The organism is Thioalkalivibrio sp. AKL17 (assembly GCF_000377885.1).
Taxonomy (GTDB): domain Bacteria; phylum Pseudomonadota; class Gammaproteobacteria; order Ectothiorhodospirales; family Ectothiorhodospiraceae; genus Thioalkalivibrio; species Thioalkalivibrio halophilus.
The window spans coordinates 254,294-267,909 of sequence record NZ_KB898768.1 but is presented as its reverse complement, the minus strand read 5'-3'; the positions used below and the strand labels follow the sequence as shown (position 1 = coordinate 267,909).

Here is a 13,616-nt window from a genome sequence, read left to right as displayed (position 1 = left end):
GCCGCCAAGCTTAATCCATATGCACGCGCGGGGGCGAACACGGCCCGGACCGTTTACTGCAACAGCGACAGCGGCGGGGCCTCGGCGTCGGCGTCTTCCCCCGGGGCGCGATGGTGGTAGGCCGTGCAGTTGCGTCCGGCGTGCTTGGCATCGTAAAGGGCGTTGTCCAGGCGCTTGAGCAGGGTGTCGGGGTCGTCGTCGCGGTGCAGGCTCGTGACGCCGAGGCTGATGGTCACCGGCCCGGCATCTTCGAACGGCGTCGCGGCGATCTCGCGGCGCAGGCGTTCCGCCATGTACCGGGCGCCCTCGGCGTCGGTCTCCGGAAGTAGCACCACGAATTCCTCGCCACCCCAGCGCGCAAGGAAATCCGCGCGCCGAAGCGAGTGGGCGACACGACGGGACAGCTCGACCAGTACGCGATCCCCGATGTCGTGCCCGTGGGTGTCGTTGAGGCGCTTGAAGTGGTCGATGTCGAACAGGATGGCACCCGCCTCGCTGGCGTAACGCTCGGTCCGGGCCAGTGCCCGGTCCAGCTCGGCATCGAACCGCTGGCGGTTGTACAGCCCGGTCAGGCGGTCGGTGGTGGCCTCGTGTTCCAGTTCCGCTTCCAGGCGCTTCTGCTCCGAGATGTCGTGGAACACGGCGACAAAGTATTCGAGCTGGCCGGCTTCATTGCGCACGGCGCTGATGCTTTCCCATTGCGGGTAAACGCTGCCGTCGCGGCGGCGGTTCCAGATCTCGCCCTCCCAGTGGTCGTTTTCCAGTAGTTCGGTCCACAGCCGGTGGTAGAACTCCAGATCCTGGCGGCCGGACTGCAGCACGCGCGGATTCTTGCCGAGGACCTCGTCCTCGGCATAGCCGGTGATGCGTGTGAAGGCATGGTTCGCGCGCAGGATCCGGCCCTGAGGATCGGTCACCACGATGGCCTGGGCACTGTCGAAGGCGGTCGCCATCAGGCGCACCTCGCGCTGGCTGCGGTAGCGTTCCATCGCGTAGTGCAGGGCGCGCGCCAGCAGGGCCGGGTGCAGTTCTTCCTTGGGCAGGAAGTCCTGGGCCCCCAGGCGAATTGCCCCGGTCCCGGTACCCCGGTCCTGGTGGCCGGTCATGACCACCACCGGGATGCCGCCCGCGGACTCCACCAGCAGGCGCAGGGTATCCAGGCCCTGTGAGTCGGGCAGTCCCAGGTCGAGCAGGGCGATGTCGAAGGGACGCTCTTCCAGAAGCCCCAGGGCCTCGCGCAGGCGGCCGGCCCGTTCCACCACGTAGCCCCGCTCGGCGCAGTCGTCCAGCAGATCCTCGACCAGCTCGGCGTCGGCGGGGTTATCCTCGATCAGCAGCAGTCGGTACTCGCTCATGGCACCGAGTGTCCGCTTGCGCCCGCGCGCGAGGGCAGGGTGGCGGCATGCAGCCAGAACTCGCCCAGCCGTCGAGTGAGCTCCAGGAATGCGTCAAAATCCGGGGGCTTGGTCAGGAAGGCGCTGGCGCGGTGCTCATACGACCGGGTCACGTCCTCGGGGGCGTTCGAGGTGGTGAGGATCACTACCGGCAGGCTCTGCAGCTTCGGGTCGTTCTTCACCGCGGCCAGTACCTCGCGTCCGTCCATGCGCGGCATGTTGAGGTCCAGCAGCATCATGTCGGCCTGTGGCGCGCCGGCATGTTCGCCCTCGCCGCGCAGATAGGCCATGGCCTCCACCCCGTCGCTCACCGGGTGCAACTCCGCCGCGAAACGGTGGTGCTCGAAGGCCTCGCGCAGCAGCTCGACGTCTTCGGGCGAGTCTTCGGCCAGGAGAATGGTGACGGGGTTCATCGGGTTGCGGTTCCGCGGTGACAAGTCTGGAATAGATCTTAGTCTAGCGCTTGGCGCGTGGTCGAGACGATAGCCCCGCCCCTCGGCGCAGGAGTTCAGCTGGCAGAGGTCGCATCCGCAGGCTGCCGCGGGAGGGTGAGGCGGAACGTCGTGCCGTGGCCCTCGCCGTCCGACTCGGCCCGGATCCGGCCGCCGTGGCGTTCGGTAATGCGCCGCGCCAGTGCCAGTCCGGCCCCGGTGCCCGGGTATTCGGCGCGGCCGTGCAGGCGCTGGAATACCTGGAAGATACGCTCGCTCTGTTCCGGGTCGATGCCGATCCCGTTGTCGATTACGCGGATCTCCCATTCGTCGCCCCGTTCGTCACAGCCCACGTGAATCTCGGGGACTGCATCGGGTGGCCCGTACTTGATCGCATTCGATAGCAGGTTCTGGAACAGCCGCATCAGCTGCCCGGCGTCGCCCTGTACCGTGGGCAGCGGATCGCGGGAAATGCGGGCCCCGCTGTCCTGGATCGCCGTGTGCAGGTTGCCGCAGGCGTCGTCCAGTGCGCGCGCCAGGTCCACCGGTGCGAAGGCTTCGCCCATGCGCTGGACACGGGAATATTCCAGCAGGTCCTGGATCATCTGCCGCATGCGGCCGGCGGCCTCCATGGTGGTGTCGATGTAGCGCCGCGCCTTGTCGTCCAGGGCGTCGGCATGGCGTCGCTTCAGCAGCCCGAGGTAGCTGTTGATGATACGCAGCGGTTCCTGCAGGTCGTGCGAGACTGCGTACGCGAACTGCTCCAGCTCGGCATTGGAACGCTCCAGTTCCCGCTCGATGCGCTTGCGTTCGGAGATGTCGCGGATGATGGTCGAGGTCTGGGCGATCGCTCCATCCGTGTCGCGATGGATCAGCAATACCTGCGACGCCGGTCGTTCGCGGCCCTCGGCGTCCAGCAGTGCGGTCTCGCCCTGCCACTGACCGTGTTCCATCGCCGCCGGCAGGGCCTCTTCGCGCACGCGCTCCAGCGCCCAGGGCGGATGCACGCGCTCGATGGTGCCTTCCACGGTGTCCATCTCGCGCGGCAGCCCGGCGCGATTCCAGCCGGTCTCGGGGTCCCAGTGGTCGGCGAGCTCGGGCTCCGGCAGACCCATCAGCCGCCGGCCGGCGGCATTGAGGTAGAGCATCGATCCGTCGGGGCCGTGCATCGACACCACGTCCGGGGTGCTGTCGAGGATCGCCACCAGCCGTCGCAGGCTCTCCTCCAGCTGGCGTTGTTCGGTGATGTCCTGCACCGTACCCAGCATGCGTGCCGGCTGGCCGGCGTTGTCGAATTCGGTGTAGCCGCGCTCGCGCACCGTGCGGATCCCGCCATCCGGCCGGACCACGCGGTGTGCGATGTCGTAGGGCTCGCCGGCGAACGAGGCCTCCAGGGCGGCCTGTACTGCCGGGCGGTCATGGGGATGGACCGAATCCATAAAAGTCTCGTGGGTCACCGGCCCGCCTTCCGGATGACGGCCGAAGATGCGGTGGACCTCTTCCGACCAGCGGATCTCGTTCGTGCGGAAATCGGAGATCCAGTTGCCCATGCGCGCGATCCGCTGCGCCTCGTTGAGCTCCGCCTCGCGCTGGCGCAGGACGTTCTCGGTGGCCACGCGCTCGGAGATGTCGCGGATGATGGTCGAATAGCGGCGCACCGCGCCGGTTTCGTCGAAATGCGCGACCACGGTCTGTGACACCGGCAGCTCGCGGCCGTCGCCGGCCAGAATGGCCATCTCCCCCTGCCATATGCCGTTGTGGCGTGCCTCGGGCAGGGCCTCTTCCTGCAGGCGGCGCCGGGCCCACTCGGGATGGAGACCGCCGACATCGTGGAGGCTCGCCTCGGCCGAGTCTGCGAACCCCATGGCACGGTTGAACGAAGGGTTCTGGTACAGGATGCGGCCATCGGGGTCGGCCATGCCGATGAAATCGGGCGCGGCTTCCAGGATTTGCAGGAGGTCTTCGCGCTGGCGTTCGGCCTGGTGGCGTTCGGTGACATCTTCCACCACGCCGTCGAACACGGTGCCCTGTTCGGTCTCGTGGGCGCGTGCCGTGATCGCACACCGGATCGCACGGCCGTCCAGGGTCCGCAGGTCCAGTTCGCGACGATGCACCTCGCCCCGGGCGAGGAGGTCGTCGCTGAAGCGGCGGCGTTCCTCCGGGTCGGTATATAGCTCGGCGGTGGAACGGCTCAGGAGTTCCGCTATGGAGCCGGCGCCGAAGATCCGCGCCATGGCCGGGTTGACGTAGTCGAACTGCCCCGTGTGGCCCGGCAGGTTGCGGTAGACCCCGACCGGCAGGGTGTCGAAGATCGCCTTGTAGCGTTCCAGCTCCCGCAGGTAGCGGCGGGTGTCGGTGGCATCGTGGATGATGGAGTGCAGATAGCGCTTGCCGCGCAGCCACACCGGGCCGGAATAGACCTCCACGTCGCGGATCTCACCGCTCGCGACGCGGTGGCGAAAGCGGAAGTACAGCCGCTCCTCCTCAGCGGCCCGTTCCATCTCGGTCCGAACCTCCTCGGCGGAGAGGGTGTTGATCGCCTGGATGGGGCGTTTTTTCAGCTCTTCGATCGACCAGCCGTAGAAGGTCTCGGCGGCGGGATTGGCGTCGACGATGCGGCCGTCGTCCGGGTCGATCAGCAGCTTGACTGCGACATTGTTGGTGAACGTCTGCTGGTAGAAATGTTCGAGTTCGTCGCGCTCGGCCTCGCTGGCCTTGCGCGCGTCGATGTCGGTGGCGGTCAGGGCCAGACGCGTCGCGCCATCATCGGCGTCGGGCAGGCGGCTCAGCGCCAGCTCGACCCACAGCGGCGGGCCCTGCCGGGGGAGCAGGCGGCATTCGTCGCGCCACTCGCCGGTCTCGCCGTAAATGAGCGAATGGATCGCGGCCGCCACCCGGTCGGCCTCGGCGGAGGCCACCCACTCCGTCAGCGTCTGCCCGACGAGGACGTCCGCTTCCCGAGCCAGCAGCCCGGACAGGCGCCGGTTGGCGGCGCGCAGACACCCGTCGGCGTCCACGACGGCCATGCCGACCGGGGCGTGTTCGAAGAAGGCGGAATGCGTGTTCTCGGGGTCCATGGCGTGTTGCCCGCCAAAGATCGGGCGGCGGTCGGGAGACAGGGCCGCCAATTCTGCCACGCAGCGTCTGCCCGCACGAGGCGGGGGCAGCGTCAGTCGGCGTGGCGTTTGTGCGGTACGGCGCCGAAGCCGGCGGGGCGGCAGCCGAAACGGGCGGCGGCCCAGGCCGCACGCGCCGCCTGGGGTTCTTCGGCGGTCTTGCGAATGTGTTCGTCGACCGCGCGCAGGCGCGGGCGGAGGCCTTCGCCATTGGCGATCTGGATCGCCAGCCCCGGCCGCGCGTTGAGCTCCAGAATCAGCGGGCCGTGGCGGCGGTCGATGACCACGTCGACGCCCAGATAGCCCAGACCGCTGAGTTCGTAGCAGCCCGCGGCGAGTTCCATGAGTTTGTCCCATCCCGGGATCGCCAGGTCCACCAGGCTGGCTTCGGTGTCCGGGTGGGCCCATACGGGCTGGTTGTGCTGCACGCCACCCAGGGTATGTCCGCTTGCGAGGTCGATGCCGGTGCCCACCGCCCCCTGGTGGAGGTTGGCCTTGCCGTCCGATTCCTGCGTCGGCAGGCGCAGCATGGCCATGACAGGATAGCCGCGATAGACCACCGTGCGGATATCCGGAACACCGGTATGGGTCACCTCGGCGAAGATCTCGGAGAACTCCACGCGTTCCTCGATCAGTGCCACGTCCGGACGCCCGCCGAGGCTGTACATCCCGGACAGGATCCCGGACACATGGTCCTGCAGCTCGCTGATCTCGAGCATGCGCCCGCCGGCCCGGCGGAGCCGCTCACCGCGCCAGCCGGAGATCACCATGATCCCGTCGCCGGCCGCGCCATGGGCCGGTTTGATGACAAAGCCGTTCGCATATTCGCGCAGTTGCCGTTCCAGGCCGCGCAGCTGGTGGTGACCGTGAATGACACCGATGAGCTCCGGCACGGCCAGGCCCGCGGCGCTGGCCAGCTGCTTGGTCATCCGCTTGTCGTCCACGCGCGGATAGTGGCGCCGTGCGTTGTATTCGGCGATGTACAGGCCGTTGCGCGCATTCATGCCGAGGATGCCCTGCCGGCGCAGGGTCGACGGGCGCACGAAACGGGGCCACCAGCCGGCCATCAGTCGGGTTTCCTCAGGGCGTCCTGCATCTTCCCGAAGCGGGCCAGCTCGGTCAGGCGGTAGCCGGTGTAACGCCCGAGCAGCAGGGTCACGGCGAGGATGACCAGCAGGAGTTCGGGGAACACGAACAGCAGGTGTTCGAGCTGGCGACTGGCCATCAGGCCATAGGCCGCCGCAGCCACGATCAGGCTGCCGACCCCCTGGGAGATGGCATCGGCCGGGCCGTGTTCTTCCCATACCACCGACATGCGCTCGATGGTCATGGCCAGGATCACCATCGGGAACAGCGACAGGGCCAGGGCACGCTCCAGCCCCAGGTGGTGGGCCAGGATGGACAGCCCCAGCATCAGCATGATGACCACGCTGACCACGGCGGCCAGGCGGGGTACCAGCAGGAGCCGCAGGTGTTCCAGGTAGAAACGTACCGCCAGCCCGAGCGAGACGATCAGGGTGAACAGGATGACCCCGGCCAGCAGCTGGGTCTCGCGAAAGGACAGGGCGATCAGCACCGGCATGAACGTGCCGAAGGTCTGGATGCCGATCACGTTGCGCAGCAGCACGATGATCATGGCCCCAAGCGGGACCATCAGCAGCACGCGATAGGTGTTCTGCGTGCCCAGCGGAAGTTCCAGTGGCGAGAAATCGAGGATGCGGGTGTCCAGGGTCTCCCCCAGGCGCTGAGCGGTGCCCAGTGCGTCCTGCACGCTGCGGGTCACCGCGAAGCGCAGTTCTTCTCCGGTGCCGTTACGGACCTCGAGGATCGGCGCGTCGCCATGGCTCCAGACCACGACGTCGTCGGGGTAGTCGATGTTGCCGTTCAGCGGATGCACCGGAACCCAGCGCTCGGTGTTGTGCACCTCCAGCCAGGTCTCCGGCTCGATATTGCGATGCCCGTCGCGCAGCGGGATGACCGTGACCGCGCGGGCGGGGATGCGGGCGACGGAGAGCAGGTCGATCAGGGTCTGCGTGCGCAGTTCGCGGTCGCCGTCATCCATCACGAACAGCGACGCGTTGCCGTCCGCTCCCGCGCTTCCCAGGTCCCGGACCAGCACCGTGGCAAAGCTCTGGATGCCGGAGGAGCGTTCGCGCACGCTCTGGATCAGGGCCTCGGCGGCCGAATCGAAGGGTTCGTCCCATTCGCGGGGCGCCACCGGTCCGGGGTACTCTGCATGCGGGCCGGCGCTGGCGTCGCGATAGAGCGTGGTGCGGTAATAGAGCGTCTGCTCTCCGCGCGGGTCGCGCGAGGTCCACTGCGTGACGCGGTCATCCGTGCCGTGCGACGTGGTCAGGCCGTACCCTCGGGAGATGAAGTTCTCGTCCAGCCGGGCGAAGTTCGGGAGCCGTTCGGGGATGCGCAGCCGGACCTCGGCCGCCCCGCCGGTTGGCTGGAAGCGGATGCGCGATTCCACCACCCAGGTGTCGGCCGTCGCACCCGGCTGCAGGGGCATGTCGAGCAGGGTGGCCTTGTAGAGAAAGATGCCGAGGCCCGCCCCCAGCAGGAGCAGGATCAGCAGGGGCAGATGGAACCGTTTCATTCGTCGGCGTCACTGCTGTCTTCGTCCGCCGGGCAGTCCGGTGGCAGCAGGTGTTCGTTGCCGGAGTCCACCAGGATGTGCCCGGCCATGTGGCTGCGGCCCACCAGCAGCTGGTAGGTGAGTTCGGTGCGGTCCACCAGGGTGGTGTCGGCTTCGATCTTCCGGTCGCCGAGGCACAGTTCGAGGCGCACGACGTGCCGTTCGTCGAGTTCGCCACTATGCTGGCGGATGCGGGCGCTGCGTTCGATGGGGCGCTCCAGGGTGATGCGGGCGTCTTCGTTGTGCGGATCGATGATCTCGAAGCGGATCCATTCCGCGTCATCGCGCTCGAATGTCTCCTGCTGTAGCGCGTTGAGAGAGGAGGAAGTGGCGCCGGTATCCAGGCGTCCCTCCAGGGTGATGTCCTCTTCGAGGATAGTGGCGTCTTCCACGGTGCCGAGAATGGTCAGGGAGGAAGGCGTTCCCGCGATCGAGGGGGCGTGCGCCACGGCCGTGAGCAGGGCCACAAAAACCGCGGCCGATTTGGGTACACTGACGGTCGGGCGCATACAGTCGACGATGGCTCGGGATGAAGCCATGGATGATATTGCATGCCCGGACGATGCGCCCTGACACGATTCACATGACAAGGAGCCGGCCATGAGCTGGGTGATCGACCTCGCCGACCTGACCATGAATGACGTTGCCGAGACCGGTGGCAAGAACGCCTCGCTGGGCGAGCTGCTGGGGCAGCTGGGGGCCGCCGGGGTGCGGGTGCCGGGCGGTTTTGCCACTACCGCGTCGGCGTTTCGCACATTCCTGGCGCGTGACGGACTGGATGCCCGTATCAAGGACCGACTGGCCGGGCTGGACATCAACGATATCGAGGCGCTTCGGGCCGCCGGGCGAGAGGTGCGCGGCTGGATCGAGGCCGCCCCGCTGCCCACGGAGCTGGAGGACGCCATCCGCGAGCATTACGCGAAGCTGGGCGAGGATGTGCCGGTGGCGGTGCGCTCGTCGGCCACCGCCGAGGACCTGCCCGAGGCCTCGTTTGCCGGCCAGCAGGAGACCTTCCTCAACGTGCGCGGCATCGAGGCCCTGCTGCAGCGGGTGCGCGAGTGCTTCGCCAGTCTGTACAACGATCGCGCCATCGCCTATCGCGTGCACAACGGCTTTGCCCACGACGAGGTCGCGCTGTCCGCCGGGGTGCAGCGCATGGTGCGCTCGGACATCGGCGCCTCCGGGGTCATCTTTACCCTGGATACCGAAACCGGTTTCCGCGACGCGGTGTTCATCACCGGCGCCTGGGGCCTGGGCGAGACCGTGGTGCAGGGCTCGGTGAACCCCGACGAATACCAGGTGTACAAGCCGGCGCTGGCCGCCGGCAAGCGCGCGGTGATCGGGCGCACGCTGGGCACCAAGGCGATCCGTATGGTGCTGACCGAGGACGGCACGCAGACCGAGGATACCCCGGAGGAGCTGCGCCGGCGTTTCTGCCTGTCGGATGGCGACGCCGAGCAGCTGGGTCGCTTCGCGGTGGCAATCGAGCAGCACTACGGCCGGCCGATGGACATCGAGTGGGCGCAGGACGGGGAGACCGGCGAGCTGTTCATCGTGCAGGCGCGCCCGGAGACGGTGGAGAGCCGCGTGGAGATAGGCGGCGGCGAGACCTACAAGCTGGGTGCGCACGATGTCGAGCCACTGGTGACCGGACGGGCGATCGGTTCGCGCATCGGCAGCGGCGTGGTGCGGGTGCTGGAGTCGCCCGACGAGATGCACCGCATGGAGGAGGGCGACATCCTGGTCGCGGACATGACCGATCCCGACTGGGAGCCGATCATGAAGCGCTCCGCGGCCATCGTGACCAACCGCGGCGGGCGCACCTGCCACGCGGCGATCATCGCGCGCGAGATGGGCGTGCCGGCGGTGGTCGGCTGCGGCGATGCCACCGAGAAGCTGAGCGACGGCTTCGAGGCCACGGTGTCCTGCGCCGAGGGGGACGACGGCCACGTGTATCCGGGGCATATCTCCTTCGAGGTGGAGAAGGCCTCTCCGGAACAGTTGCCGGAGCTCCCGCTCAAGCTGATGCTCAACGTCGCCAACCCCGGGCGCGCCTACGCCTTCTCGCAGCTGCCGCACGCGGGCATCGGTCTGGCGCGGCTGGAGTTCATCATCAACGGCACCATCGGCGTGCATCCGCTGGCGCTGCTGGACTACGCCGAGGATCCGCAGCGCCTGGAGCCGGCGGTGCGCGAGCGGATCGCCGAACGTCTGCACGGCTTTGACGATGGCCCCCGCGAGTTCTTCGTGCGCAAGCTGTCCGAGGGGATTGCGACGCTGGCGGCGGCCTTCGCGCCGGAACCGGTGATCGTGCGGCTGTCGGACTTCAAGTCCAATGAATATGCCCACCTGATCGGCGGGGGCGGTTACGAGCCGGAGGAAGAAAACCCGATGCTGGGGTTCCGTGGCGCTTCGCGCTATCGCGCCTCCAGTTTCCGTCCGGCGTTTGCCATGGAGTGCGAGGCCCTGCGCCGCGTGCGCGACGAGATGGGCCTGGACAACGTGCAGATCATGGTTCCCTTCGTGCGCACCCTGAAGGAGGCCGACGATGTTCTGCAGGTGCTGGAGGAGGAAGGCCTGAAGCGCGGCGAGAACGGGCTCAGGGTCGTGATGATGTGCGAGATCCCGTCCAACGCCCTGCTTGCGGATGACTTCCTCGAGCGCTTCGACGGGTTTTCCATCGGTTCCAACGATCTGACTCAGCTGACTCTGGGGGTCGATCGCGACTCGGGGCTGGTGGCGGAGTCCTTTGACGAGCGTGACGAGGCGGTGAAACAGTTGCTGGCGATGGCCATTCAGGCGGCGCGCCGGCAAAACAAGTACGTGGGGATCTGCGGGCAGGCGCCCTCGGACTATCCCGAGCTGGCCGGCTGGCTGATGGAACAGGGTATCGATTCGCTGTCGCTGAACCCGGATGCCCTGATCTCCACCTGGAAGAGTCTGGCGCAGCTGCGCCAGGCGGGCGGCCGGGGGTGACGTCCATGGCGGGCGGCGAACCGGAGGAGCCGCGCTGCCCGCAGGTGTACCTCGTGTCCGACGGCACGGGGATCACCGCGGAAACCCTGGCGCGGTCACTGTTCACCCAGTTCCCGGCGCTTGCGCCGGACTGGCACCGGCTGCCTTTCGTGCAGTCGCCGGGGCGGCTGTCGTCAGCGTTCGCGCGCATCGGGGAGGGGCCGCAGCCGGCGCTGGTGGTGGCGACCCTGGCCGATGGCCAGCTGCGGGCGCAGCTGGAGCATTGCCCGGTGCCGGTGATCGACGTGCTCGGGGAACACCTGGGACGCCTGGAGGCGATCCTTGGGGCCCAGGCCGAGGCGGTGGCGGGGCGTGCCCACGGGCGCGGCGATGCCGAACGCTACGACCGCCGGATCGACGCCCTGAACTACACCCTGGCGCATGACGACGGCCTGGCCAGTACCGATCTCGCGGTGGCCGACGTGGTGCTGCTGGGAGCCTCGCGCTCCGGCAAGACCCCCACCAGTCTGTATCTGGCGATGAACTACGGACTGTTTTCGGCCAATTACCCCCTGGTGCCGGAGGATCTGGACCACGGCGGCACGCCGCACATGCCGCAGCCCCTGCGCGGGCTGGAAGGGCGCATGGTCGGCCTGACCATTCACCCGCAGCGGCTGGCACAGATCCGCGAGGCGCGGCGCCCGGGCAGCCGCTACGCCAGCCTGGAGCAGTGCCGGGCCGAGACCCGGGCGATCGCAACCTTTCTCGAAGTCTGGGAGCTCCCGCAGCTGGACGTTACCGAACGCTCGGTCGAGGAGATCGCTACCCGGGTGCGCGACCTGCTGGAGCTGCCGCGCTGAGTCAGGCGGCGTCCGGCAGTCCGAGGCGGGCGAGCCAGTCGGCCGGGTCGCCATTGCAGACCAGGAATTCCGGGTTGAGCAGGCTCTCGCGGGTGTTGTAGCGCAACTCGTTGCCTTCCAGATCGGTGACGCGGCCGCCGGCCGCGCGCACCACCGCGTGGGCGGCGGCGGTATCCCATTCCGAGGTCGGTCCCAGACGCGGGTAGATGTCGGCGCTGCCTTCCGCCACCAGGCACAGCTTCATGGAGCTGCCGAGGCTCACCAGCTCGTGCGGTCCGATGCGTTCCAGCACCGCGTTCAGTCGCTCGGCGCCGTGCGACCGGCTGCCGGCCACGCGAACCGCCTCCTCCCGGGTGCGCGGCGCGGTCACGCGGATGGGTGTGCGCGGCCCGTCGCCGTCGCGACGGAAGGCTTCGCCGTCGATCTGCCCGGCATACAGGCGCTGCAGCACCGGGCACCAGACCACGCCCAGCACCGGTTCGTGGTTGTGGATCAGGGCGATGTTGACGGTGAACTCGCCGCTGCGCTTCACGAATTCGCGGGTGCCGTCCAGCGGGTCGATCAGCCAGTAGGTGTCCCAGTCCTGACGGGTGGCGAACGGGATGTCCTGGCCTTCCTCCGACAGCACCGGCCACTGCGGGGCGATCTCGCGCAGGCCGTCGCTGATCACGCGATGGGCGGCCAGATCGGCCTCGGTGAGCGGCGAGCGGTCGTCCTTCTCGGTGACGGCAAAGCGGGTCTCGTAGATCTCGAGGATCGCGCGGCCGGCGTCCTCGGCCACGGTGCCGACCTCGTTGAGCAGGGCGGACAGGGCCGCGCCTTCGGGCACGGCAACGGATGCGGTTTCGGTCACGGGCGGCTCCTCAGGTGTTCCCGGATCATGTACAGCGCGGCGATGGAGCGGGCCTCGGTGCAGTCTTCGCGCTGCACCAGTTCCTCCAGGGCATCCAGGGGCCAGGGCACCACCTCGATGGCCTCGGGTTCGTCACCCTCGGCGCGCTGCTCGTAGAGGTCCTCGGCCAGGACCAGATGGGTCTGATGGCTCATGTAGCCGGGGGCCACGGTCAGGCTGCCCATCGCCGTCAGGCGGCGCCCGGCATAACCGACCTCCTCCATGATCTCGCGGTTGGCCGCGGCGATGATCTCCTCCCCGCGCTCCATGCGCCCCTTGGGGAGGCCGAGTTCGTAGCGGTGGGTGCCGGCGGCGTATTCGCGGATCAGGAGGACATGGCCATCGTCGCGTACCGGGGCGATGATCACGGCCCCGTTGCCGCGGCTGACCAGGCGCTCGAAACAGGCATGGGCCCCGTTGCTGAATTCCAGGTCCAGCTCCTCCACTTCGAACAGGCGGCTTCGGGCCACCGTGCGGCGTTCGTGGACGGCGGGCTTGTCGCGGCTCATTGCGGGTCCATCGGTCGGGGCGTCCGGGGGCAGACAGGCTGCTCCCCGGACGCGGGTCACTCGTCGCGGCTCAGTCGGATCCGGGTCTCCAGCTCGCCTTCGAAGGTGGTATCCAGGATCATGCCGTGCTCGAAACCCCGGACGTCCACGCCGGGCTGTCGTTCGGGGGCCGTGTCTTCCAGCGTCAGGTCCAGATCGCCCCAGGACAGCGTGAGCGTCACGCGCATGGGGAAGTAGCCGTCCAGGAAGCGGCGCATGAACGGCCCGTTCTCCAGTACGTACTCGCCGTTGCCCCGGCTCTCGACCACCCGCATCTCGGCTTCGACACACAGCTCCGAGGCCTCGGTGACGCCGATGACGACGACCCGGTCGTCCTCGGCCCAGGCATCTTCGACCTCGTCGGCGCTGGCCACTCGCAGGCCCCGGATGTTCGGCTCATTGTACACGATGGACATGCGGCTGATCTCGGCCAGGCCACTGTGGCACTGGCGCAGCCGCACCCATCCGTCGTTCAGGCTGTCTTCGTCGAGGGTCAGGTGGTTGTCGTGGTGATGCAGCGGTGTGTCGCGCTCTGCCGGCGGCTCGGCGTAGATCCGCAGTTCGGGGCTGGTGGTCTGGGCGTCCTCGGGGTCCACCTGACCGGGGCCCGGGGGACCGTCCTCCCACAGGCTGTCGTCCTCCAGCGGGTCGTAGTCCGGGTCATCCGGGTCCATGGCCATGGCGGGTGCCGTCGCCAGGGCGCCGCCCAGGGCCAGGATCAGCCCCGTCGCAATCGCGCCGGGTCCGCGTGCCATTCGTGTTTCGGTTATTCTGTGCAT

General features: G+C 68.3%; 11 protein-coding genes. 2 read left to right on the top strand and 9 right to left on the bottom strand.

Annotation, left to right across the window (positions count from 1 at the left end):
• Nucleotides 1-53: 53 nt before the first annotated feature.
• The 6 genes from D577_RS0111390 to D577_RS0111365 form a co-directional block, all read right to left on the bottom strand.
• A complete protein-coding gene (locus D577_RS0111390) occupies nucleotides 54-1,355 on the bottom strand; it encodes a diguanylate cyclase (protein WP_018947598.1) in 1,302 nt (433 codons plus the stop codon).
• Nucleotides 1,352-1,807 (bottom strand): response regulator, encoded by a 456-nt coding sequence (locus D577_RS0111385; RefSeq protein WP_018947597.1) that lies wholly within the window; start codon nucleotides 1,805-1,807, stop codon nucleotides 1,352-1,354. Before D577_RS0111385 ends, D577_RS0111390 begins: the two co-directional genes overlap by 4 nt.
• 95 nt (nucleotides 1,808-1,902) lie before the next feature.
• Nucleotides 1,903-4,962, bottom strand: coding sequence for a PAS domain S-box protein (locus tag D577_RS0111380; protein ID WP_244263453.1), 3,060 nt, complete (start codon nucleotides 4,960-4,962; stop codon nucleotides 1,903-1,905).
• 32 nt (nucleotides 4,963-4,994) lie between these two features.
• Nucleotides 4,995-6,008 (bottom strand): alpha-L-glutamate ligase-like protein, encoded by a 1,014-nt coding sequence (locus D577_RS0111375; RefSeq protein WP_018947595.1) that lies wholly within the window; start codon nucleotides 6,006-6,008, stop codon nucleotides 4,995-4,997.
• On the bottom strand, nucleotides 6,008-7,543 hold the full coding sequence (locus tag D577_RS0111370; RefSeq protein ID WP_018947594.1) for an inactive transglutaminase family protein: 1,536 nt from the start codon (nucleotides 7,541-7,543) through the stop codon (nucleotides 6,008-6,010). The genes D577_RS0111375 and D577_RS0111370 overlap by 1 nt, the downstream gene beginning before the upstream one ends.
• Nucleotides 7,540-8,091, bottom strand: coding sequence for an ATP-dependent zinc protease (locus tag D577_RS0111365; RefSeq protein ID WP_018947593.1), 552 nt, complete (start codon nucleotides 8,089-8,091; stop codon nucleotides 7,540-7,542). Before D577_RS0111365 ends, D577_RS0111370 begins: the two co-directional genes overlap by 4 nt.
• A 91-nt stretch (nucleotides 8,092-8,182) precedes the next feature.
• Between D577_RS0111365 and ppsA the strand changes: the two genes are divergently transcribed.
• Nucleotides 8,183-10,558, top strand: a complete 2,376-nt coding sequence (gene ppsA / locus D577_RS0111360) for a phosphoenolpyruvate synthase (protein ID WP_018947592.1) — start codon at nucleotides 8,183-8,185, stop codon at nucleotides 10,556-10,558.
• Between the two features lie 5 nt (nucleotides 10,559-10,563).
• The gene (gene ppsR, locus D577_RS0111355) at nucleotides 10,564-11,397 is read left to right on the top strand and encodes a pyruvate, phosphate dikinase/phosphoenolpyruvate synthase regulator (RefSeq protein ID WP_018947591.1); all 834 of its coding nucleotides are present in this window, start codon (nucleotides 10,564-10,566) and stop codon (nucleotides 11,395-11,397) included.
• Nucleotide 11,398: 1 nt separating this feature from the next.
• Here the strand turns inward: ppsR and cysQ are convergent, their stop codons facing one another.
• Genes cysQ through D577_RS0111340 form a run of 3 tightly spaced genes read right to left on the bottom strand, consistent with a single transcriptional unit; the run spans nucleotide 11,399 to nucleotide 13,616 of the window.
• A complete protein-coding gene (gene cysQ / locus D577_RS0111350; protein ID WP_018947590.1) occupies nucleotides 11,399-12,250 on the bottom strand; it encodes a 3'(2'),5'-bisphosphate nucleotidase CysQ in 852 nt (283 codons plus the stop codon).
• Nucleotides 12,247-12,798: an ADP compounds hydrolase NudE gene (gene nudE / locus D577_RS0111345; protein WP_018947589.1), complete on the bottom strand. Its 552-nt coding sequence runs from the start codon at nucleotides 12,796-12,798 to the stop codon at nucleotides 12,247-12,249. The genes cysQ and nudE overlap by 4 nt, the downstream gene beginning before the upstream one ends.
• A gap of 56 nt (nucleotides 12,799-12,854) precedes the next feature.
• Nucleotides 12,855-13,616 carry a hypothetical protein gene (locus D577_RS0111340; RefSeq protein WP_026289035.1) on the bottom strand — a complete coding sequence of 254 codons (762 nt, stop codon included), beginning with the start codon at nucleotides 13,614-13,616 and terminating at the stop codon, nucleotides 12,855-12,857.

Coding starts and splice junctions, on each gene's coding strand:
- D577_RS0111390 (WP_018947598.1), bottom strand. CDS start 1,355: ATGAGCGAGTACCGACTGCTGCTGATCGAGGATAACCCCGCCGACGCC.
- D577_RS0111385 (WP_018947597.1), bottom strand. CDS start 1,807: ATGAACCCCGTCACCATTCTCCTGGCCGAAGACTCGCCCGAAGACGTC.
- D577_RS0111375 (WP_018947595.1), bottom strand. CDS start 6,008: ATGGCCGGCTGGTGGCCCCGTTTCGTGCGCCCGTCGACCCTGCGCCGG.
- D577_RS0111370 (WP_018947594.1), bottom strand. CDS start 7,543: ATGAAACGGTTCCATCTGCCCCTGCTGATCCTGCTCCTGCTGGGGGCG.
- D577_RS0111365 (WP_018947593.1), bottom strand. CDS start 8,091: ATGCGCCCGACCGTCAGTGTACCCAAATCGGCCGCGGTTTTTGTGGCC.
- ppsA (WP_018947592.1), top strand. CDS start 8,183: ATGAGCTGGGTGATCGACCTCGCCGACCTGACCATGAATGACGTTGCC.
- ppsR (WP_018947591.1), top strand. CDS start 10,564: ATGGCGGGCGGCGAACCGGAGGAGCCGCGCTGCCCGCAGGTGTACCTC.
- nudE (WP_018947589.1), bottom strand. CDS start 12,798: ATGAGCCGCGACAAGCCCGCCGTCCACGAACGCCGCACGGTGGCCCGA.
- D577_RS0111340 (WP_026289035.1), bottom strand. CDS start 13,616: ATGCACAGAATAACCGAAACACGAATGGCACGCGGACCCGGCGCGATT.